The organism is Raoultella sp. T31 (assembly GCF_002806725.1).
Taxonomy (GTDB): domain Bacteria; phylum Pseudomonadota; class Gammaproteobacteria; order Enterobacterales; family Enterobacteriaceae; genus Klebsiella; species Klebsiella electrica.
This window is the reverse complement of sequence record NZ_PIBO01000003.1, coordinates 145,159-165,462: the sequence shown is the minus strand read 5'-3', so window position 1 is coordinate 165,462 and position 20,304 is coordinate 145,159. Positions and strand designations below refer to the sequence as shown.

At 54.5% G+C, this 20,304-nt stretch carries 17 protein-coding genes; 13 read left to right on the top strand and 4 right to left on the bottom strand.

The genetic code is table 11. The features are described 5' to 3' along the window. Positions 1–19 precede the first annotated feature (19 nt). The 3 genes from CWM52_RS03360 to CWM52_RS03350 are packed head-to-tail and all read left to right on the top strand — an operon-like array spanning position 20 to position 3,184. Positions 20–1,411: a PTS ascorbate transporter subunit IIC gene (locus tag CWM52_RS03360; protein WP_100682789.1), complete on the top strand. Its 1,392-nt coding sequence runs from the start codon at positions 20–22 to the stop codon at positions 1,409–1,411. Further along, positions 1,408–2,238 carry a transketolase gene (locus CWM52_RS03355; protein WP_100682788.1) on the top strand — a complete coding sequence of 277 codons (831 nt, stop codon included), beginning with the start codon at positions 1,408–1,410 and terminating at the stop codon, positions 2,236–2,238. Before CWM52_RS03360 ends, CWM52_RS03355 begins: the two co-directional genes overlap by 4 nt. Then, positions 2,231–3,184 carry a transketolase family protein gene (locus CWM52_RS03350; RefSeq protein WP_100682787.1) on the top strand — a complete coding sequence of 318 codons (954 nt, stop codon included), beginning with the start codon at positions 2,231–2,233 and terminating at the stop codon, positions 3,182–3,184. Before CWM52_RS03355 ends, CWM52_RS03350 begins: the two co-directional genes overlap by 8 nt. A 226-nt stretch (positions 3,185–3,410) precedes the next feature. On the opposite strand, the gene pta is transcribed toward CWM52_RS03350, so the two are convergent. Both pta and ackA read right to left on the bottom strand, forming a co-directional pair. Next, complete coding sequence (gene pta, locus CWM52_RS03345; protein WP_100682850.1) at positions 3,411–5,552, bottom strand: phosphate acetyltransferase; 2,142 nt, start codon at positions 5,550–5,552, stop codon at positions 3,411–3,413. Positions 5,553–5,751: 199 nt separating this feature from the next. Then, positions 5,752–6,954 carry an acetate kinase gene (gene ackA, locus CWM52_RS03340; protein ID WP_100682786.1) on the bottom strand — a complete coding sequence of 401 codons (1,203 nt, stop codon included), beginning with the start codon at positions 6,952–6,954 and terminating at the stop codon, positions 5,752–5,754. 337 nt (positions 6,955–7,291) lie between these two features. Between ackA and yfbV the strand changes: the two genes are divergently transcribed. The 4 genes from yfbV to CWM52_RS03320 all read left to right on the top strand — a co-directional run bounded on the left by yfbV (position 7,292) and on the right by CWM52_RS03320 (position 10,908). After that, positions 7,292–7,747, top strand: a complete 456-nt coding sequence (gene yfbV, locus CWM52_RS03335) for a terminus macrodomain insulation protein YfbV (protein WP_004865125.1) — start codon at positions 7,292–7,294, stop codon at positions 7,745–7,747. A gap of 86 nt (positions 7,748–7,833) precedes the next feature. Next, positions 7,834–8,328, top strand: coding sequence for a YfbU family protein (locus CWM52_RS03330; protein WP_100682785.1), 495 nt, complete (start codon positions 7,834–7,836; stop codon positions 8,326–8,328). Beyond that, the gene (locus tag CWM52_RS03325; protein WP_304528732.1) at positions 8,328–8,999 is read left to right on the top strand and encodes a sugar phosphatase; all 672 of its coding nucleotides are present in this window, start codon (positions 8,328–8,330) and stop codon (positions 8,997–8,999) included. The genes CWM52_RS03330 and CWM52_RS03325 overlap by 1 nt, the downstream gene beginning before the upstream one ends. Positions 9,000–9,075: 76 nt before the next feature. Next, on the top strand, positions 9,076–10,908 hold the full coding sequence (locus CWM52_RS03320) for an SLC13 family permease (protein WP_100682783.1): 1,833 nt from the start codon (positions 9,076–9,078) through the stop codon (positions 10,906–10,908). Positions 10,909–10,982: 74 nt separating this feature from the next. On the opposite strand, the gene yfbR is transcribed toward CWM52_RS03320, so the two are convergent. Together yfbR and alaA are read right to left on the bottom strand one after the other, a co-directional pair. Then, the gene (gene yfbR, locus CWM52_RS03315) at positions 10,983–11,582 is read right to left on the bottom strand and encodes a 5'-deoxynucleotidase (protein ID WP_100682782.1); all 600 of its coding nucleotides are present in this window, start codon (positions 11,580–11,582) and stop codon (positions 10,983–10,985) included. 84 nt (positions 11,583–11,666) lie between these two features. Next, complete coding sequence (alaA, locus tag CWM52_RS03310; RefSeq protein WP_100682781.1) at positions 11,667–12,887, bottom strand: alanine transaminase AlaA; 1,221 nt, start codon at positions 12,885–12,887, stop codon at positions 11,667–11,669. Between the two features lie 900 nt (positions 12,888–13,787). Here alaA and CWM52_RS03305 point away from each other — a divergent pair. The 6 genes from CWM52_RS03305 (at position 13,788) to nuoF (ending at position 20,237) form a co-directional block, all read left to right on the top strand. Then, positions 13,788–14,714 carry a LysR family transcriptional regulator gene (locus tag CWM52_RS03305; protein WP_100682780.1) on the top strand — a complete coding sequence of 309 codons (927 nt, stop codon included), beginning with the start codon at positions 13,788–13,790 and terminating at the stop codon, positions 14,712–14,714. 650 nt (positions 14,715–15,364) lie between these two features. Then, positions 15,365–15,811 carry an NADH-quinone oxidoreductase subunit NuoA gene (nuoA, locus tag CWM52_RS03295; RefSeq protein WP_004865103.1) on the top strand — a complete coding sequence of 149 codons (447 nt, stop codon included), beginning with the start codon at positions 15,365–15,367 and terminating at the stop codon, positions 15,809–15,811. 15 nt (positions 15,812–15,826) lie between these two features. Further along, entirely contained in the window at positions 15,827–16,501 is a 675-nt protein-coding gene (nuoB, locus tag CWM52_RS03290) for an NADH-quinone oxidoreductase subunit NuoB (protein ID WP_002913178.1), read from the top strand. Between the two features lie 90 nt (positions 16,502–16,591). Continuing rightward, positions 16,592–18,400 (top strand): NADH-quinone oxidoreductase subunit C/D, encoded by a 1,809-nt coding sequence (gene nuoC / locus CWM52_RS03285; RefSeq protein ID WP_100682779.1) that lies wholly within the window; start codon positions 16,592–16,594, stop codon positions 18,398–18,400. 2 nt (positions 18,401–18,402) lie between these two features. Beyond that, on the top strand, positions 18,403–18,903 hold the full coding sequence (nuoE, locus tag CWM52_RS03280) for an NADH-quinone oxidoreductase subunit NuoE (protein WP_004104075.1): 501 nt from the start codon (positions 18,403–18,405) through the stop codon (positions 18,901–18,903). Continuing rightward, positions 18,900–20,237, top strand: coding sequence for an NADH-quinone oxidoreductase subunit NuoF (gene nuoF, locus CWM52_RS03275; RefSeq protein WP_100682778.1), 1,338 nt, complete (start codon positions 18,900–18,902; stop codon positions 20,235–20,237). Before nuoE ends, nuoF begins: the two co-directional genes overlap by 4 nt. The last annotated feature ends 67 nt before the right edge of the window (positions 20,238–20,304 follow it).

The following is a 20,304-nucleotide window of genomic DNA, read 5'->3' as shown; positions in this document are numbered from 1 at the left end:
CTGATAAGGCGAGGTGGATATGTTTATCCTTGAAACGCTGAATTTCGTTGTTGATATTTTAAAAGTCCCATCAATACTCGTGGGTTTAATTGCCTTAATCGGTCTGGTGGCGCAGAAAAAGGCTTTTTCGGATGTGGTTAAAGGCACGATTAAAACCATTCTCGGTTTTATTGTGTTGGGCGGTGGCGCCACGGTACTGGTGGGGTCATTAAATCCGTTAGGTGGAATGTTTGAACATGCATTTAATATTCAGGGCATCATTCCAAATAATGAAGCGATTGTCTCGATTGCGCTGGAGAAATATGGTGCATCTACTGCGCTGATTATGGCGTTCGGGATGGTGGCGAATATTATTGTTGCCCGTTTTACCCGTCTGAAATACATCTTCCTGACGGGGCATCATACGTTCTACATGGCATGCATGATTGGTGTGATCCTGACGGTAGCCGGTTTTGAGGGCATTGGCCTGGTCTTTACCGGCTCGCTGATCCTCGGTCTGATTATGGCTTTTTTCCCGGCCATTGCGCAGCGTTATATGAAACGTATTACCGGCAATGATGACATCGCTTTCGGGCATTTCGGTACTTTAGGTTACGTGCTCTCGGGCTGGATTGGCAGCAAGTTCGGAAAAGGCTCCCGCTCTACCGAAGAGATGAACCTGCCGAAGAATTTAAGCTTCCTGCGCGACAGTTCTATCTCAATCTCGCTGACCATGATGATTATCTACCTGATCATGGCGGTTAGCGCCGGACGTGAGTATGTAGAGGCGACCTTTAGCGGCGGCCAGAACTACCTCGTGTACGCCATTATCATGGCGATTACCTTCGCGGCAGGGGTGTTTATTATCCTGCAGGGCGTGCGCCTGATTCTGGCGGAGATCGTTCCGGCCTTTACCGGCTTTTCAGAAAAACTGGTGCCTAATGCGCGTCCTGCGCTGGACTGCCCGGTGGTCTACCCCTATGCGCCAAACGCGGTGTTGATTGGCTTCCTGTTCAGCTTCCTGGGCGGCCTGGTGGGGCTGTTCATCTGCGGTCAGTTTAGCTGGGTGCTGATCCTGCCGGGCGTGGTGCCGCACTTCTTTACCGGCGCGACGGCGGGCGTGTTTGGAAACGCTACCGGCGGACGCCGCGGCGCGATGATTGGCGCGTTTGCCAATGGTTTGCTGATCACTTTCCTGCCGGTGCTGCTGTTGCCGGTGCTGGGCGCCATTGGCTTTGCTAACACCACCTTCTCCGACGCCGATTTCGGCGCGGTCGGGATTGTGCTGGGCAACCTGGCGCGCTTCCTGTCGCCACTGGCCATCACCGGGCTTGTTGTGGCGTTGTTCGCGCTGCTGGTGGCGTACAACGTGTTCGCTAAAAACAAATCTGCGGGCGGTAATTCGCAGGAAAACACCGGAGCCAAATCATGAATGTGAATGAGATAACCCATCTGGCGCGTGAGATCCGCGTCGAGACCCTGAAGTCACTGACCCGGCTGGGTTTTGGTCACTACGGTGGCAGTATGTCGGTCGTTGAAACGCTGGCGGTTCTATACGGTGCGGTAATGAAAATTGACCCCGCCGATCCGGACTGGCCGGAGCGAGACTACTTTGTCCTGTCAAAAGGGCACGCTGGCCCGGCGCTGTACAGTACGCTCGCGATCAAAGGTTACTTCCCGATGGAAGAGTTGAGCACGCTGAATCAGAACGGTACACGCTTGCCAAGTCATCCGGATCGTCTGAAAACGCGTGGCGTGGATGCCACCACGGGTTCGCTGGGGCAGGGGATCTCAATTGCAGGCGGAATGGCGCTGTCGCATAAGCTGGCAGGTCGACCCAACCGGGTTTTCTGCATTGTCGGCGATGGCGAGCTGAACGAAGGACAGTGCTGGGAAGCCTTTCAGTTTATTGCCCACCATCGCCTGAATAACCTGACGGTCTTTGTTGACTGGAATAAGCAACAGCTGGACGGCACACTGGACGACATCATCTGTGCCTTCAACCTGGAAGAGAAATTCCGCGCCTTTGGTTTTGATGTCGTTACCGTGAAAGGGGACGATGTTCCTGGGCTGCTGGCGGTGGTACAACCAGTTCTGGCTAGCGATGCCCGCCCACGGGTGGTGATTCTTGACAGCATTAAAGGTCAGGGTGTGCCGTATCTTGAGCAGCTCAGCAATTCGCACCATCTGCGACTGACGGAGGAGAGCAAAGCCGCGCTCAACGAGACGATTCGTCAACTGGAGGCCTCACATGATTAAGGTTATACCGGCAGGGCAAAAAGATGCGATAGAGATGCGTAAGGTATACGCCGGGTTTGTTGCTAAACAGATTGAAGCGGGAAGTCCGATTATTGCGCTCGAAGCGGATCTGATGAGCTCTATGGCGATGGACGGCGTGGCGCGGGATTACCCACAGCATGTTATTAACTGCGGCATCATGGAGGCGAACGTCATCGGCACGGCGGCGGGGCTGTCGCTCACCGGGCGCAAGCCATTCGTCCACACCTTTACCGCTTTTGCCAGCCGTCGCTGCTTTGACCAGCTGTTTATGTCTCTGGACTACCAGCGTAACAACGTGAAGGTGATCGCTTCCGATGCGGGGGTCACGGCCTGTCATAACGGCGGGACGCATATGTCGTTTGAGGATATGGGGATCGTACGTGGCCTGGCGCATTCGGTGGTGCTGGAAGTGACTGATGCGGTGATGTTTGAAGATATACTGCGCCAGCTTGTCGATCTCGACGGCTTTTATTGGGTACGCACCATCCGCAAACAGGCACAGAGCGTTTATGCCCCTGGCTCAACCTTTACCATCGGCAAGGGTAACGTGTTGCGTGAAGGCACAGATATCACCCTGATTGCCAACGGTATTATGGTGGCAGAGGCGCTGGAAGCGGCGCGACAGCTTGAGCAGGAGGGGGGGAGCGCGGCGGTTATTGATATGTTTACCCTCAAGCCAATCGACAGAATGCTGGTGAAAAACTATGCCGAGAAAACCAGACGCATTGTGACCTGTGAAAACCACAGTATCCATAACGGACTTGGATCGGCGGTGGCGGAGGTGCTGGCCGAGACCTGCCCGGTACCGATGCGTCGTGTGGGGGTGAAGGAGCGTTATGGTCAGGTTGGGACGCAGGATTATCTGCAGAAGGAGTATGGCCTGACTGCGCATGACATTGTGTCAGCGGCGCGCGAGTTGCTGTAAATAAAAAAGGCGACCGTGTGGTCGCCTTTCTTGCCGGATGGCGTTTCGCTTATCCGGCCTACAAAACCGTAGGCCCGGTGGCGCTTCGCTTATCCGGCCTACAAAACCGTAGGCCCGGTGGCGCTTCGCTTATCCGGCCTACAAAACCGTAGGCCCGGTGGCGTTTCGCTTATCCGGCCTATAAAACCGTAGGCCCGGTAAGCGCTAGCGCCACCGGGCTTTTTACTTACTGCTGCTGTGAAGACTGAATCGCGGTCAGAGCGATGGTGTAGACGATATCGTCTACCAGCGCGCCACGAGACAGGTCGTTGACCGGCTTACGCATACCCTGCAGCATTGGCCCGATGGAGATCAGGTCAGCAGAACGCTGTACGGCTTTGTAAGTGGTGTTACCGGTGTTCAGATCCGGGAAGATGAACACGGTAGCGCGACCTGCAACCGGCGAGTTTGGCGCTTTGGATTTCGCTACGTCAGCCATAACCGCTGCGTCGTACTGCAGCGGGCCGTCGATCATCAGGTCAGGACGTTTTTCCTGCGCCAGACGAGTCGCTTCACGAACTTTCTCGACGTCGCTACCGGCACCAGAATTACCGGTGGAGTAGGAGAGCATCGCTACGCGCGGCTCAATACCGAAAGCGATGGCGGAATCGGCGGACTGAATCGCGATTTCAGCCAGCTGTTCTGCGGTCGGATCCGGGTTGATTGCGCAGTCGCCGTAAACGTAAACCTGTTCCGGCAACAGCATGAAGAACACGGAAGAAACCAGAGAGCTACCCGGTGCCGTTTTGATCAACTGCAGCGGCGGACGGATGGTGTTGGCGGTGGTGTGAACCGCGCCGGAAACCAGGCCGTCGACTTCGTCTTGTTCCAGCATCAGCGTACCGAGAACCACGTTGTCTTCCAGCTGCTCGCGGGCAACCGCTTCGGTCATCCCCTTGCTCTTACGCAGTTCGACCAGACGAGCGACATAGCTTTCGCGTACCACTTCCGGATCGACAATTTCGATACCTGCACCCAGCTCGACGCCTTGCGCGGCAGCAACGCGGTTGATCTCATCCGGGTTACCCAGCAGGACACAGGTCGCAATACCGCGCTCTGCGCAGATCGCCGCAGCTTTAACGGTACGCGGCTCGTCACCTTCCGGCAGAACAACGCGTTTACCGGCTTTGCGCGCCAGCTCGGTCAGTTGGTAGCGGAAGGCTGGTGGAGACAGACGGCGGCTACGTTCGGAGGTCGCGGTCAGAGACTCGATCCAGTCAGCGTTGATGTAGCTGGCGACGTATTCCTGAACTTTCTCAATGCGCTCGTGATCGTCAACCGGAACTTCCAGGTTGAAGCTCTGCAGGCTCAGGGAGGTCTGCCAGGTGTTGGTGTTCACCATAAAGACCGGCAGGCCGGTCGCGAATGCACGTTCGCACAGCTTGCTGACGCGCGGGTCCATTTCGTAAGCACCGGTCAGCAGCAGCGCGCCGATTTCAACGCCGTTCATGGCGGCGAGGCAGGCGGCGACCAGAACATCAGGACGGTCTGCGGAAGTCACCAGCAGGGAACCTGCACGGAAATGCTCCAGCATGTGCGGGATGCTGCGCGCGCAGAAGGTGACAGACTTCACGCGGCGGGTGTTGATGTCACCTTCATTGATGATGGTGGCATTCAGGTGGCGTGCCATATCGATAGCACGCGTTGCAATCAGATCGAAGCTCCACGGCACCGCGCCCAGAACCGGCAGAGTGCTGCCATTCTGCAGCTGAGCCGGATCGATCTTCACGACTTTCGCTTTGGAAGAGTCATCGAAGATTTCCGACAGATCGGGACGGGTACGCCCCTGTTCGTCGACCGGTGCGTTCAGTTTGTTGACGATAACACCGGTAATGTTGGTGTTTTTTGCGCCGCCGAAGCTGTTGCGGGTCAGCTCGATACGTTCGTTCAGCTGTTCCTGGGTGTCGGTACCCTGAGACATCACGAAGACGATTTCCGCGTTCAGCGTTTTGGCGATTTCGAAGTTCAGAGACTGAGCAAACTGGTGTTTACGGGTCGGAACCAGACCTTCTACCAGCACCACTTCAGCATCCTGAGTCGCGGCGTGATAGTTGGCGATAATCTCTTCCATCAGCACGTCTTTCTGGTCGCCAGACAGCAGCGACTCGACGTGGCTCATCTTCAGCGGCTCAGCGGCCGGAAGGCTTGAATTAGCACGAACGATGGTGGTCGTCTGGTCCGGCGCATCGCCGCCTGCACGCGGTTGGGCGATAGGTTTAAAGACGCTCAGACGAACGCCTTTGCGTTCCATTGCACGGATAACACCGAGGCTGACGCTGGTCAGGCCAACGCTGGTTCCGGTAGGGATCAGCATGATTATACGGGACACGATATATCCTCTTTCGTTACCGCCAGTATCAGGCGGGAGACAAAACTGCACCACCAGCTGCCCGTCATATTTCAAGTTGCATGTGCGTTGGTTTTCCTGGTTCACCCCAGTCACGTACTACCTGTACGCTCCTGGGGATTCTCTGCGTCGCCGCCTTCCTGCCTCTCGAATTATTTAGGGTTTCACTGGCGGTGTGGAATCAGGCAGTCAGACGATTGGCGTCTTGCGCGATAACCAGCTCTTCGTTGGTTGGGATGACCAGAGCCGGGCGGGTGCCTTCTTTGTTGATGAAGCCAGACTTGCCGAAACGGGCAGCCAGGTTACGCTCGTGATCAACTTCGAAGCCCAGCACGCCCAGTTTGCCCAGAGACAGTTCACGAACCATGGCGGCGTTTTCACCGATACCACCGGTGAAGATAACGGCATCCAGACGACCATCCATCAGCGCGGTGTAGGAACCGATGTACTTGGCCAGACGATGGCAGTAAACGTCCATAGCACGTTTAGCATCGGCTTTATCGGTGTAGTTGTCTTCAACATAACGACAGTCGCTGGTGACTTCGGTCAGGCCCAGCAGGCCAGACTCTTTGGTCAGCATTTTGTTGATAGCATCAACGCTCATGCCCAGGGAGTCGTGCAGGTGGAAGATGATAGCCGGGTCGATGTCGCCAGAACGCGTACCCATGACCAGACCTTCCAGCGGGGTCAGACCCATTGAGGTGTCAACGCATTTACCGTTGCGGATAGCGGAAACAGAACCACCGTTGCCCAGATGGCAGGTGATGATGTTCAGCTCTTCAACCGGTTTGTTCAGGACCTTAGCCGCTTCCTGAGTCACGTAGAAGTGGCTGGTGCCGTGCGCGCCGTAGCGACGTACGCCGTGCTCTTTGTACAGGCTGTACGGCAGGGCATACAGATAGGATTCTTCCGGCATAGTCTGATGGAACGCGGTGTCGAACACGGCTACGTTCTTCTCTTTCAGATGCGGGAATGATTTCAGCGCTTCAGCAATACCGATCAGGTGAGCCGGGTTGTGCAGCGGAGCGAAAGAGGCGGAATCTTTGATGCCCTGGATAACGGAATCATCAATGACCACGGAACTGGTGTATTTTTCACCGCCGTGAACGATACGGTGGCCGATTGCGATCAGCTGAGCAGACAGTTCTGGTTTTTGTGCCAGAATAGTGTTAACGATAAAGTTAAGCGCTTCACTGTGAGCGGCGCCAGCGCCTAAATCTGCTTCGTGTTTGCTGCCGTCCATTTTCCACTTAATACGCGCTTCAGGAAGATGGAAACATTCAGCTAAACCAGACAGATATTCGTCACCGTTGACGGCATCAAGGATAGCAAATTTCAGTGAGGAGCTACCGCAGTTCAGAACCAGTACTAACTTACTCGACATGGAAGTACCTTTTATGATACGTGGCTAAAAAAACGTCAGTGTGTCACAAAGCGTAGCGCAGGATGACGCCGACATTTATGATTAACATCATGCCTTGTTCTGTTTTCGGGCACGATGGGAGAAGTACATTTGATTTTATGCCATTTTGCATAATTTTCAGCCAATGGCAGAATGTGCGATAATTTGACTCACCTGGTTAAAGGGTCTATCGCCCTTTCAGGCGGGCACAGGATACCTGATTGCCGCAGCCATTGCCAAAATGTTTTGAACGTTGTCATGCATAGTTGGTGTTTTGCACGAATTTTTTAAGTTTTGTATTTAAAGTTGAGGTAAAGCCATGTCGACCCCCGATAATCGTCCCGTCAGCTTCTTTAGCTTGTTCCGTCGCGGGCAGCACTACGCAAAGACCTGGCCTTTGGACAAACGCCTCGCTCCGGTATTTATTGAAAACCGCATTATTCGCGCAACCCGCTACGCTATCCGCATCATGCCGCCGATCGCGGTCTTTACGCTGTGCTGGCAAATTGCGCTGGGTGGGCAGCTGGGTCCGGCGGTGGCGACCGCGCTGTTTGCCTTGAGTTTGCCGATGCAGGGATTATGGTGGCTGGGTAAGCGTTCGGTGACGCCGCTGCCGCCGTCGGTACTGAACTGGTTTTATGAAGTGCGCGGCAAATTGCAGGAGGCGGGACAGGCGCTGGCGCCGGTCGATGGCAAGCCGGATTATCAGGCCTTAGCTGACACGCTTAAGCGCGCCTTCAAACAACTGGATAAAACTTTCCTTGATGATTTGTAATTCACTAAGGAAAACGCATATAAAAGAAGGCGCATAATTAATGCGCCTTCTTTTTTCACGCCGTAAAGTGCTACAGGAGTCAAAACATGGAAATGACCAATGCGCAGCGTCTGATTTTATCTAATCAGTACAAGATGATGACGATGCTCGACCCGGACAACGCTGAACGTTATCGCCGTCTACAGACCATCATCGAGCGTGGATACGGATTGCAAATGCGCGAACTGGATCGCGAGTTTGGCCAGCTGACGGAAGAAACCTGCCGTACCATCATTGATATTATGGAAATGTATCATGCGCTGCATGTCTCCTGGACGAACCTGAAGGATGCAGGTGAAATCGACGAACGTCGCGTTACCTTCCTCGGATTTGATGTCGCAACCGAAGCGCGCTTCCTTGGCTATGTTCGCTTTATCGTCAACGTAGAGGGGCGCTACAGCCACTTCGATGCCGGCACCCATGGCTTTAATTCGCAGACGCCGATGTGGGATAAATACCAGCGTATGCTCAGCGCCTGGCACGTTTGCCCGCGTCAGTACCACTTAAGCAGCAACGAAATTAATCAAATTATTAATGCCTGATGGAGGTTTGCGTGCACTGTAAAGGTTTCCTGTTTGATCTTGACGGGACGTTAGTCGATTCATTACCCGTAGTGGAGCGCTCGTGGTGCAAATGGGCGGATCGTTTCGGCATCCCGCACGATGAGGTGTTGAACTTCATTCATGGCAAGCAGGCGATAACCTCTTTACGCCATTTTCTGCCGGGGCGCAGCGAAGAGGAATTACAGACGGAGTTCCGCTGGCTTGAAACGGTCGAAGCGACGGATACCGATGGCATTACTGCGCTGCCGGGGGCGGTGGCGCTGCTGACCACTCTGGATGAAGCCGGGATCCCATGGGCTATCGTCACTTCAGGTTCGGTGCCTGTTGCCCATGCGCGTCATCGCGCGGCAGGTCTGCCTGATGCCCACGTTTTCGTGACTGCTGAGCAGGTGAAGCAGGGGAAACCGGCACCGGATGCCTATCTGCTCGGGGCACAACGTTTAGCGCTGGCGCCGCAGGAGTGCGTCGTGGTCGAGGATGCGCCTGCCGGTTTGCTTTCCGGTCTGGCGGCGGGCTGCCGGACTATCGCCGTCAACGTACCGGCAGATGCGCCGCGTCTGAACGAGGCGGATTTGATCTTAACGTCCCTCGCAAACCTCGCGGTCGCTCGCCTTCCGGACGGGAACGTGAATGTTTCGCTTAAAGACTAATCCCATGACGTCGCCCCGTATGGTCGGGGCTTTTTTATGCAAAAATTCCAGCTCGATCTTCAGACAAGGATAAGTTGTGAACGGTGAACTGATTTGGGTGTTGTCTCTTCTTGCCGTTGCGGTCGTGCTCTTTGCCAGCGGGAAAGTGCGCATGGACGCAGTTGCGCTGCTGGTGATTGTCGCCTTTGTCCTCAGCGATACGCTGACCCTCAGCGAAGCGTTCTCGGGTTTTAGCGATCCGAACGTCATTCTGATTGCGGCGCTGTTTATTATCGGCGATGGCCTGGTCCGTACCGGGGTGGCCACCAAAGTCGGCAGCTGGCTGGTGAAGGTGGCCGGCAACAGCGAAACGAAAATGCTGGTCTTTTTGATGCTGACTGTCGCCGGGCTTGGTGCGTTTATGAGTTCAACAGGCGTGGTCGCTATCTTTATTCCGGTGGTGCTCAGCGTTTCCATGCGGATGAATACGTCGCCATCGCGCCTGATGATGCCGCTTAGCTTTGCTGGCCTAATCAGCGGGATGATGACACTGGTTGCCACGCCACCGAACCTGGTCGTGAACAGCGAACTGTTGCGTGAAGGTCTGCAGGGATTCGGCTTTTTTAGCGTCACGCCGATTGGCCTTGTGGTGCTGTTGCTGGGTGTCCTCTATATGCTGGCGGCGCGCTTTATGCTCAGAGGCGGGGAGAATGACCATCCGCGGGACGGGCGTAAAAGAAGCACCTTTCGCGATTTAATCAAAGAGTACCACCTGACCGGCCGCGCCCGTCGTCTGGCCATTCGTCCGGGGTCTCCGATGATTGGTCAGCGCCTGGACGATCTTAAGCTGCGTGAACGCTACTGCGCCAACGTGATCGGCGTAGAGCGCTGGCGCCGTTTCCGCCGGGTTATCGTCAACGTGAACGGGGTGTCCGAGTTTCGCGCCCGCGACGTGCTGCTGATCGATATGTCCGCATCAGATATTGATTTGCGCCAGTTCTGCGGCGAGCAAATGCTTGAACCGATGGTGCTGCGCGGCGAATACTTTTCCGATCAGGCGCTGGATGTGGGGATGGCCGAAGTCGCGCTGATTCCGGATTCAGAACTGATCGGGAAAACGGTCCGTGAGATAGGTTTTCGCACTCGCTTCGGGCTCAATATTGTCGGCCTTAAGCGCGATGGTAAAGCGATGGATGGTTCGGTCGTCGACGAGTCTTTGCAGCTTGGTGATATCGTGCTGGTGGTCGGAAACTGGCGCCAGATAAGCCTGCTGGCGAAACGCGGTCGCGACTTTGTCGTATTGAATATGCCCGTGGAGGTGAACGATGCCTCGCCCGCGCACAGTCAGGCGCCGCACGCCATCTTTTGCCTGGTGCTGATGGTCGCCCTGATGCTCACCGACGAGATCCCCAACCCGATAGCGGCGATTATCGCCTGCCTGCTGATGGGCAAATTCCGCTGTATTAATGCCGAAAGCGCTTATAAAGCGATTCACTGGCCAAGCATTATATTAATCGTCGGGATGATGCCCTTTGCGCTGGCGTTGCAAAAAACCGGCGGCGTCGATTTGGTGGTGGAGGGGCTGATGGATGTTGCCGGCAGCAAAGGGCCTTACGTGATGCTGGGCTGTTTGTTCGTGATGTGCGCCACTATCGGTCTGTTTATTTCCAACACCGCCACGGCGGTACTGATGGCGCCGATCGCCCTGGCGGCGGCGAAATCCATGGACGTCTCGCCTTATCCTTTTGCCATGGTGGTGGCGATGGCGGCTTCGGCCGCCTTTATGACGCCGGTCTCTTCGCCGGTTAACACGCTGGTGCTGGGGCCAGGAAAATACGCCTTCAGCGATTTTGTGAAGATTGGCGTGCCGTTCACCGTCCTGGTGATGGTGGTCTGCGTGCTGCTCGTGCCGATGCTGTTTCCGTTTTAACTGCCCCCCGGTGGCGCTACACCGGGGCTACAGAAACCGGAGGTCCGGTAAGGCGGAGCCGCCGCCCGACAAAATCACAACGGTGAATCCTGGCTGATTTCATCCAGCGACAGCTGGAAGCTCGGGACGAAGACCTGCATAAAGTAGTCCATCTCCTCGCTACGCCGGGACTCCAGCGTTTTCTCAAGCCGGCCCTTGGCCAGTAAAAACTCATTGTTGCCGGCAGAGAGTTCCTCAAGGCATTTTAAGTAGGCGCAGAGCGCGTCGGCCTGTTTGACGATCGATTGCTCATCTGCGCTATAGCGATGCTCGTCGATCAGCGGTGCAAAGACATCGCGCAGTTCGTCAGGAACCATGTCGATGAGCTTCTGCTGGGCAATCTTCTCGATCGCTTTATATTCTTGCGCAATCTGCGAGTTGAAATATTTGACTGGAGTCGGCAGATCGCCGGTTAACACTTCCGATGCATCGTGATACATCGCCAGAAGGGCGATGCGCTCGGCGTTAACCTTGCCGCCAAACATCCGGTTTTTGATAGCGGCCAGCGCGTGAGCAACCATCGCCACCTGCAGACTGTGCTCGGAGACGTTTTCGGTCCGTACATTACGCATCAGCGGCCAGCGGTTAATTAACTTCAGGCGAGAGAGGTGGGCAAAGAAATGACTCTGACTCATAGCAACCCTTAATCAGTGACAACATCGGGTCCTATTGTGCGCAGGGATTGCCGCCGGATGCAAATACCGGCGGCCGGGTAACACTTATCCGTGCTGGTGATAGCCGGAGAGGAAGCGACCAAAGCGAGAAATCGCCATTTCCAGATCGTCCTCACGCGGGAGGGTGACAATACGCACGTGATCCGGCCATGGCCAGTTAAAGGCGCTTCCCTGAACCAACAGGACTTTTTCCTGCAGCAGGAAGTCGAGCACCATTTTCTGGTCATCGTGAATATTAAAGCGCTTCGCATCGATTTTCGGGAACATGTACAGCGCGCCTTGCGGCTTCACGCAGGAAACGCCGGGGATCTCGTTGATCAACTCCCATGCGCGGTTGCGCTGTTCGTACAGTCTGCCACCGGGAACGATAAACTCGCTGATGCTCTGATAGCCGCCTAAGGCGGTTTGAATTGCGTGCTGCGCCGGTACGTTAGCGCACAGACGCATAGACGCCAGCATCTCCAGACCTTCGATATAGCCTTTTGCGTGCTTTTTCGGCCCGTTCAGTACCATCCATCCCTGGCGAAAACCGGCAACGCGGTAGGTCTTGGACAGGCCGTTAAAGGTCACCGTCAGCAGGTCGGGAGCCAGCGCGGCGATCGAATGGTGCTGGGCTTCGTCGTAGAGGATCTTGTCGTAGATTTCATCGGCGAAAATGATCAGGTTGTGCTGGCGGGCAAGCTCAACGATCTCCATCAGCAGCTCTTTCGAGTACACCGCACCGGTAGGGTTGTTTGGGTTGATAATCACGATGCCGCGCGTGCGCGGGGTGATTTTTGCGCGAATGTCGTCAAGGTCCGGGAACCAGTCGGCGGATTCATCGCACAGATAGTGCACTGCTTTCCCACTGGAGAGCGAGACGGCGGCAGTCCACAGCGGATAATCCGGTGCCGGAACCAGCATTTCATCGCCGCTGTTCAGCAGCGCCTGCATGGCCTGAACGATCAGTTCTGAGACGCCGTTACCGATATAAATATCTTCGACCGTCACATCGCGCATACCGCGCGCCTGATAGTGCTGCATGATAGCCTTCCGCGCCGAGTAGAGGCCTTTAGAGTCACAATAACCCTGAGCGGTAGGCAGATTGCGAATAACATCAACAAGGATTTCGTCGGGGGCGTCAAAGCCAAACGGCGCCGGGTTGCCGATGTTCAGTTTCAGGACTTTATTGCCTTCTTCTTCAAGGCGTTTTGCCTCTTTCAGAACCGGGCCGCGGATGTCGTAACAGACGTTATCTAACTTGCTGGATTTTTCGATAGGGGACATGAATCTTTGACCTTTTAGCTGTTATCGCCACTCCCTGCCGTGGAAGTCAGCACGGAACAATGTACTCTTCATCCCCGAGGTTTTGAAGGGTTAACAGGAGAAGATTTTGCTTATGTGATTTTTTTGGTTTAATTGATTTGTCTGGTGATTGCCTTTGTCTTTTATAGAATATGCCTTTAAGGGCTGTTTTAATGGTCAATAATGGTGTTTTTTTCGCTATTTCGTGAACATTTATATGGTTTATTCTCCTGGGCGTGGCGCCAGCGATTATTTTTTGCGCAGGATGCTCAGGGGGGGATGAAAAGGCGTATAACAGGTAAAGCGCGGTGGCTGTAACGGTAATGTTAAATATGCTTAATAAGAATATTTAATTAATTAAAAAGATTTTATTTTTCACAATTCGGGATTTTCTTTTTGTTAATTAAATTAAAGTCATGAAAAAAAATTTAAAATTGGCTTTAATAATAATGATTAGACCTTATAAATAATTCGGTTTTCGGTTACGATACCTGCGTTAATATCGATTAAGAGCCTGTTTTTTCGCAGGTTAAGCTATTAATATATTGTTATTGCAGGATTTTTTTGTTTGTTTTTTTCGCTTTTTACAATGGCTGTGATGAGGGGCGATGACCTCATCCTTGCCGTAGAGACCTTTTTTGAAGAACATCACAGAAATCAGAACGGTGTATCAGAACGGTGTAATAGAAAGCGTAGAACTACGGACAATATATGACTCAGACGTTTCGCGCACTTGCCGCGGGCGAGTACTTTCACATGCAATAACGTTCGTCCAGATGCACATTCCGTTTGTGAATGGCACAAGGCTCAAGGAATAGCCGGAAACCTGGAGCACAGCGTCAACAAGGCAGGTTCGCATTCGCCACCTGTAAGTGAACAAATATGATAAATGCAAATCGTCCGATACTGAATCTCGACCTGGATCTGCTGAGAACCTTCGTTGCTGTCGCCGATCTGAATACTTTTGCCGCCGCTGCAGCGGCGGTATGCCGGACTCAGTCTGCCGTAAGCCAACAGATGCAACGTCTGGAACAACTGGTCGGCAAAGAGCTCTTTGCCCGTCATGGGCGCAATAAACTGCTGACCGAGCAGGGTATTCAACTGCTGGGCTACGCCCGCAAAATCCTGCGTTTTAATGATGAAGCCTGCATGTCGCTGATGTTCAGCAGCCTGCAAGGGATCTTAACGATTGGCGCATCTGATGAAACAGCCGAGACTATTTTACCGTTTTTGTTGAACCGGATCGGCAGCTTCTACCCGAAACTGACGCTGGAAATTAAGGTTCTTAAGCATGCTGAGGCGGTGGCTATGCTGGCGAGTGGCGCGATTGATCTCGCGCTGACGACTCACCAGACGGCGGAATTCGATACGCTGATACTGCGCACTTCGCCAACCCTCTGGTACTGCGCTGCCGATTATGTGGTGCCGCGGCAGGAGACGATCCCGCTGATCCTGCTGGAAGAGCCGGGTCCGTTTCGTGAGGAGATCATTGCCGCGCTGAATGCCGCCAGCGCACCGTGGCATCTGGCCCATTCCGCCTCGACGCTTGCGGGCGTTAAAGCGGCGGTAAAGGCGGGGCTGGGGGTTACCGCCCGTCCGGTAGAAATGATGAGCCCCGAGCTGCGGGTTGTCGGTAAGAATGAGGGGCTTCCTGCTCTGGCGGATACGCAATATGTGCTGAGCTGCAATGCGTACAAGATAAGCGAGTCGGCGCAGGCTATTTTCCAGTCGCTGAGCCAGGATTATCGCCCCTGGTCGTCTGAGCCTGCGTTTACCCCTGAAGGGGGAGATAATTCCCTCATTTCCTGAGTGGAGTTAGTTACACAGATCACAAAAAGCTGGTAACAAATTGTAAGTGCAAAAAAGAGCCGCTAAGGTTTGAATTATGCCGTGCGGTTCTTTTTTTTCTTATTTTACAGGGATTTTTAATATTTTTTCGTTTTATTCGCATACTTATCAATAAGTTGCATTTAATGTGGCGCTCGCTCCCCGACTTTTCCCAGCACTTTCAATACTTCATGCTAATGTTAAAAAACCGTCTAGATTGTTGCCGTTTTATAGGTTTAATTAACAAAACCGTGTCACAGATCAAAAAAATACCCCTCCTTAGGGGGAGGAATCGAGGCTAAATCCTGTCAAAATAGACGGGTAATTTTGATTTACAACAGAAACGGACACGATTCAACAACACTAAATCCGGTTTGTATGCAAGGTTATTTCGCATAAAAGGGCATTTAATGTTAATGAAAAAAATCTAATGTAAATTAATGTTGTTAAAACTTTTGTTGAAGTTGACAAAAGGTTAAAGAAAGGGGTAAAAAGCCACCGCATACAGCCTTCTACGCTAAGTAGGGACGCTTTTTTGCAAGGTTATTTTTTTATTCCTCCCCGTGAAACGCTGTGGCGTTCATCTGCCAGCAAGAGCAGAGGGTTTAGCGCTACACTTTTTTGGTTAAGCAATGCGTATGTCAACATCCACTGAAGTCATCGCTCATCATTGGGCATTCGCTATATTTCTCATCATTGCCATCGGCCTGTGCTGCCTGATGCTTGTCGGGGGCTGGTACCTCGGCGGTCGCGCGCGCGCGCGTAGCAAGAACACGCCGTTTGAATCGGGGATCGACTCCGTTGGTTCGGCTCGCTTACGTCTTTCTGCGAAGTTTTATCTGGTTGCCATGTTCTTCGTTATCTTCGACGTGGAAGCTCTGTATCTCTACGCATGGTCGACTTCTATCCGCGAAAGCGGCTGGGTCGGCTTTGTGGAAGCCGCAATTTTCATTTTAGTGCTACTGGCAGGTCTGGTTTACCTCGTTCGTATCGGCGCACTGGACTGGACGCCTGCGCGTTCCCGTCGCACGCTGGTTAATTCAGAAACAGACAGTCCCACTAACCGTCATATGCAGTAAAAGCGAGGCAATAAGATGGATTATACGCTCACCCGCATAGATCCTAACGGTGAGAACGACCGTTACCCCCTGCAGAAACAGGAGATCGTAACTGACCCCCTGGAGCAAGAAGTCAATAAAAGCGTGTATATGGGGAAACTCGAACATGCGCTGCATGACATGGTGAACTGGGGCCGCAAGAACTCAATCTGGCCCTACAACTTCGGCCTGTCATGCTGCTACGTTGAAATGGTAACGTCATTCACTGCGGTGCATGACGTTGCGCGTTTTGGCGCCGAGGTACTGCGTGCTTCTCCGCGTCAGGCGGACCTGATGGTTGTCGCTGGTACCTGCTTCACCAAAATGGCGCCGGTCATTCAGCGTTTGTATGACCAGATGCTGGAGCCTAAGTGGGTTATCTCCATGGGCGCCTGCGCCAACTCCGGCGGGATGTACGATATTTATTCTGTCGTCCAGGGTGTGGACAAGTTTATTCCGGTTGATGTTTACATCCCGGGCTGTCCGCCGCGTCCGGAAGCGTATATGCAGGCGCTGATGCTGCTGCAGGAGTCTATTGGTAAAGAACGTCGCCCGCTCTCGTGGGTGGTTGGCGATCAGGGCGTATACCGCGCCAACATGCAGTCGGAACGCGAGCGTAAACGTGGTGAACGCATTGCAGTGACCAATCTGCGGACACCGGACGAGATTTAACTTGCGCCTGCGGGCGGCGGAATAACACTTCGCAAATCAATCTACTAAAGCAGCGAAGCCTCGCCCGGCAGTCACCACGGACCTTTTGCAATGGTGAACAATATGACCGATTTACATGCGCATGACGCCGCACCAGCCTGGCAAACCCGCGATCACCTTGATGACCCGGTGATCGGCGAACTGCGCAATCGTTTTGGGCCGGATGCCTTTACCGTTCAACCTACCCGCACCGGCGTTCCGGTGGTCTGGGTCAAGCGCGAACAGCTGCTGGAGGTGGGGGATTTCCTGAAGAAATTGCCGAAACCTTACGTCATGCTGTTCGATCTGCATGGGATGGACGAACGTCTGCGTACCCACCGTGACGGGCTCCCCGCCGCGGATTTTTCCGTTTTCTATCATCTGATCTCCATTGAACGCAATCGTGACATTATGCTCAAGGTAGCATTGTCCGAAAACGATCTGCGCGTGCCGACTTTTACCAAACTGTTCCCGAATGCCAACTGGTATGAGCGCGAAACGTGGGAAATGTTCGGTATTGATATCGAAGGCCACCCGCACCTGACGCGCATCATGATGCCGCCGACCTGGGAAGGCCATCCTCTGCGTAAAGACTACCCGGCGCGCGCCACCGAGTTCGATCCGTTTGAGCTGACTAAAGCCAAGCAGGATCTGGAAATGGAAGCGCTGACCTTTAAGCCGGAAGCATGGGGCATGAAGCGCGGGACCGAAAACGAGGACTTCATGTTCCTCAACCTCGGCCCGAACCACCCGTCCGCCCACGGTGCTTTCCGTATTATCCTGCAGCTTGATGGCGAAGAGATTGTCGACTGCGTACCGGACATCGGCTACCACCACCGTGGTGCGGAGAAGATGGGCGAACGTCAGTCCTGGCACAGCTACATTCCGTATACCGACCGTATCGAATACCTCGGCGGCTGTGTCAATGAGATGCCGTACGTGCTGGCGGTGGAAAAGCTGGCGGGGATCACCGTACCGGATCGCGTGAATGTGATTCGCGTGATGCTCTCTGAGCTGTTCCGCATTAACAGCCACCTGCTGTACATCTCCACCTTTATTCAGGACGTCGGCGCGATGACGCCGGTGTTCTTTGCCTTTACCGACCGGCAGAAGATCTACGATCTGGTGGAAGCGATTACCGGTTTCCGTATGCACCCGGCGTGGTTCCGCATCGGCGGCGTCGCGCACGATCTGCCGCGCGGCTGGGATCGCCTGCTGCGCGAATTCCTTGAGTGGATGCCAAAGCGTCTGGATTCTTACGAGAAAGCCGCGCTGCGCAACACCATTCTGATTGGCCGTTCGAAAGGCGTTGCCGCCTATAACGCCAAAGAAGCGCTGGAGTGGGGCACAACCGGTGCCGGCCTGCGCGCAACGGGGATTGGCTTCGACGTGCGTAAATGGCGCCCCTATTCTGGCTATGAAAACTTTGACTTTGAAGTGCCAACCGGTGGCGGTATCTCTGACTGCTATACCCGCGTGATGCTGAAAGTCGAAGAACTGCGCCAGAGCCTGCGCATTCTTCAGCAGTGTCTCGATAACATGCCGGAAGGCCCGTTCAAAGCGGATCACCCGCTGACGACGCCGCCGCCGAAAGAGCGCACGCTGCAGCATATCGAAACCCTGATTACGCACTTCCTGCAGGTTTCCTGGGGCCCGGTCATGCCGGCCAACGAATCCTTCCAGATGATAGAAGCGACGAAGGGTATCAACAGTTACTACCTGACCAGCGACGGCAGCACCATGAGCTATCGTACCCGTATCCGTACGCCGAGCTATGCGCACCTGCAGCAGATCCCGTCGGCGATTCGCGGCAGCCTGGTATCCGACCTGATTGTTTATCTGGGTAGTATCGATTTTGTTATGTCAGACGTGGACCGCTAATTATGCACGAGAATCAACAACCACAAACCGAGGCTTTTGAGCTGAGTGCGGCAGAGCGTGAGGCCATTGAGCACGAGAAGCACCACTACGAAGACCCGCGTGCGGCGTCCATCGAAGCGCTGAAGATCGTTCAGAAACAGCGCGGCTGGGTGCCGGATGGCGCGATCTACGCGATCGCCGACGTACTGGGTATCCCGGCAAGCGACGTGGAAGGGGTAGCCACTTTCTACAGCCAGATCTTCCGTCAGCCGGTTGGCCGTCACGTGATCCGCTATTGCGATAGCGTGGTTTGCCATATCACCGGCTTCCAGGGCATTCAGTCGGCTATCGAGAAAAAGCTCGACATCAAACCGGGTCAAACCACCTTTGATGGCCGCTTCACTCTGCTGCCGACCTGCTGTCTGGGCAACTGCGACAAGGGACCGACGATGATGATTGATGAGGATACTCATAGTTATCTGACGCCGGAGGCGATTCCTGACCTGTTGGAGCGGTATAAATGAAGACAGTGATCCGCACTCCTGAAACGCATCCGCTGACCTGGCGACTGCGCGATGATAAACAGCCGGTATGGCTGGAAGAGTATCAGAGCAAAAACGGCTATGCCGGCGCGCGTAAGGCGCTGCTGGGCCTGGCGCCGGATGAGATAGTCAATCAGGTGAAAGACGCCGGTCTGAAAGGACGCGGCGGCGCGGGCTTTTCCACCGGTCTGAAGTGGAGCCTGATGCCGAAAGACGAATCCATGAACATTCGTTACCTGCTGTGTAACGCCGATGAGATGGAGCCGGGCACCTATAAAGACCGTCTGCTGATGGAGCAACTGCCGCACCTGCTGGTGGAAGGCATGCTGATTTCCGCGTTTGCGCTGAAAGCGTACCGCGGCTACATCTTCCTGCGCGGCGAATATATTGAAGCGGCGGCGCATTTACGCCGCGCGATCGCCGAAGCGACCGAAGCCGGTCTGCTGGGCAAAAACATTCTCGGCACCGGTTTTGATTTCGAACTGTTCGTCCACACCGGGGCAGGGCGTTATATCTGCGGTGAAGAAACCGCGCTGATTAACTCCCTCGAAGGCCGTCGCGCCAACCCGCGCTCCAAGCCGCCGTTCCCGGCGAGCTCCGGCGTGTGGGGGAAACCGACCTGCGTCAACAACGTGGAAACCCTGTGTAACGTCCCGGCGATTCTGGCCAACGGCGTCGAGTGGTATCAGAACATTTCTACCAGTAAAGATGCTGGTACCAAGCTGATGGGCTTCTCTGGCCGGGTGAAAAATCCGGGCGTCTGGGAGCTGCCGTTCGGTACCACCGCGCGCGAGATTCTGGAAGATTATGCCGGCGGCATGCGTGATGGCCTGAAGTTTAAGGCCTGGCAGCCGGGCGGCGCGGGGACCGACTTCCTGACCGAAGCGCATCTTGACCTGCCGATGGAGTTCGAAAGTATTGGTAAAGCGGGAAGCCGTCTGGGTACCGCGCTGGCGATGGCCGTTGACCATGAGATTGGCATGGTATCGCTGGTGCGCAACCTGGAAGAGTTCTTTGCCCGCGAGTCCTGCGGTTGGTGCACACCGTGCCGTGACGGTCTGCCGTGGAGCGTGAAAATTCTGCGCGCTCTGGAGCGCGGTGAAGGTCAGCCGGGTGATATCGAGACACTTGAGCAACTGTGTCGGTTCCTTGGTCCGGGCAAAACCTTCTGTGCGCATGCGCCAGGTGCGGTAGAACCGCTGCAGAGCGCCATTAAATATTTCCGCGACGAATTCGAAGCAGGCATTAAGCAGCAGTTCAGTAATACCCATGCTATCAACGGGATTCAGCCGAACCTGCTTAAGACGCGCTGGTAATGTCTCCACAAGCTCGTTCAGGCGGCGCCAACGCGGCGGCCTGAACGACAAAGTGGTAACGATTTTT

Coding starts and splice junctions, on each gene's coding strand:
- CWM52_RS03360 (WP_100682789.1), top strand. CDS start 20: ATGTTTATCCTTGAAACGCTGAATTTCGTTGTTGATATTTTAAAAGTC.
- CWM52_RS03355 (WP_100682788.1), top strand. CDS start 1,408: ATGAATGTGAATGAGATAACCCATCTGGCGCGTGAGATCCGCGTCGAG.
- CWM52_RS03350 (WP_100682787.1), top strand. CDS start 2,231: ATGATTAAGGTTATACCGGCAGGGCAAAAAGATGCGATAGAGATGCGT.
- ackA (WP_100682786.1), bottom strand. CDS start 6,954: ATGTCGAGTAAGTTAGTACTGGTTCTGAACTGCGGTAGCTCCTCACTG.
- yfbV (WP_004865125.1), top strand. CDS start 7,292: ATGTCGACCCCCGATAATCGTCCCGTCAGCTTCTTTAGCTTGTTCCGT.
- CWM52_RS03330 (WP_100682785.1), top strand. CDS start 7,834: ATGGAAATGACCAATGCGCAGCGTCTGATTTTATCTAATCAGTACAAG.
- CWM52_RS03325 (WP_304528732.1), top strand. CDS start 8,328: ATGGAGGTTTGCGTGCACTGTAAAGGTTTCCTGTTTGATCTTGACGGG.
- yfbR (WP_100682782.1), bottom strand. CDS start 11,582: ATGAGTCAGAGTCATTTCTTTGCCCACCTCTCTCGCCTGAAGTTAATT.
- alaA (WP_100682781.1), bottom strand. CDS start 12,887: ATGTCCCCTATCGAAAAATCCAGCAAGTTAGATAACGTCTGTTACGAC.
- CWM52_RS03305 (WP_100682780.1), top strand. CDS start 13,788: ATGATAAATGCAAATCGTCCGATACTGAATCTCGACCTGGATCTGCTG.
- nuoA (WP_004865103.1), top strand. CDS start 15,365: ATGCGTATGTCAACATCCACTGAAGTCATCGCTCATCATTGGGCATTC.
- nuoB (WP_002913178.1), top strand. CDS start 15,827: ATGGATTATACGCTCACCCGCATAGATCCTAACGGTGAGAACGACCGT.
- nuoC (WP_100682779.1), top strand. CDS start 16,592: ATGGTGAACAATATGACCGATTTACATGCGCATGACGCCGCACCAGCC.
- nuoE (WP_004104075.1), top strand. CDS start 18,403: ATGCACGAGAATCAACAACCACAAACCGAGGCTTTTGAGCTGAGTGCG.
- nuoF (WP_100682778.1), top strand. CDS start 18,900: ATGAAGACAGTGATCCGCACTCCTGAAACGCATCCGCTGACCTGGCGA.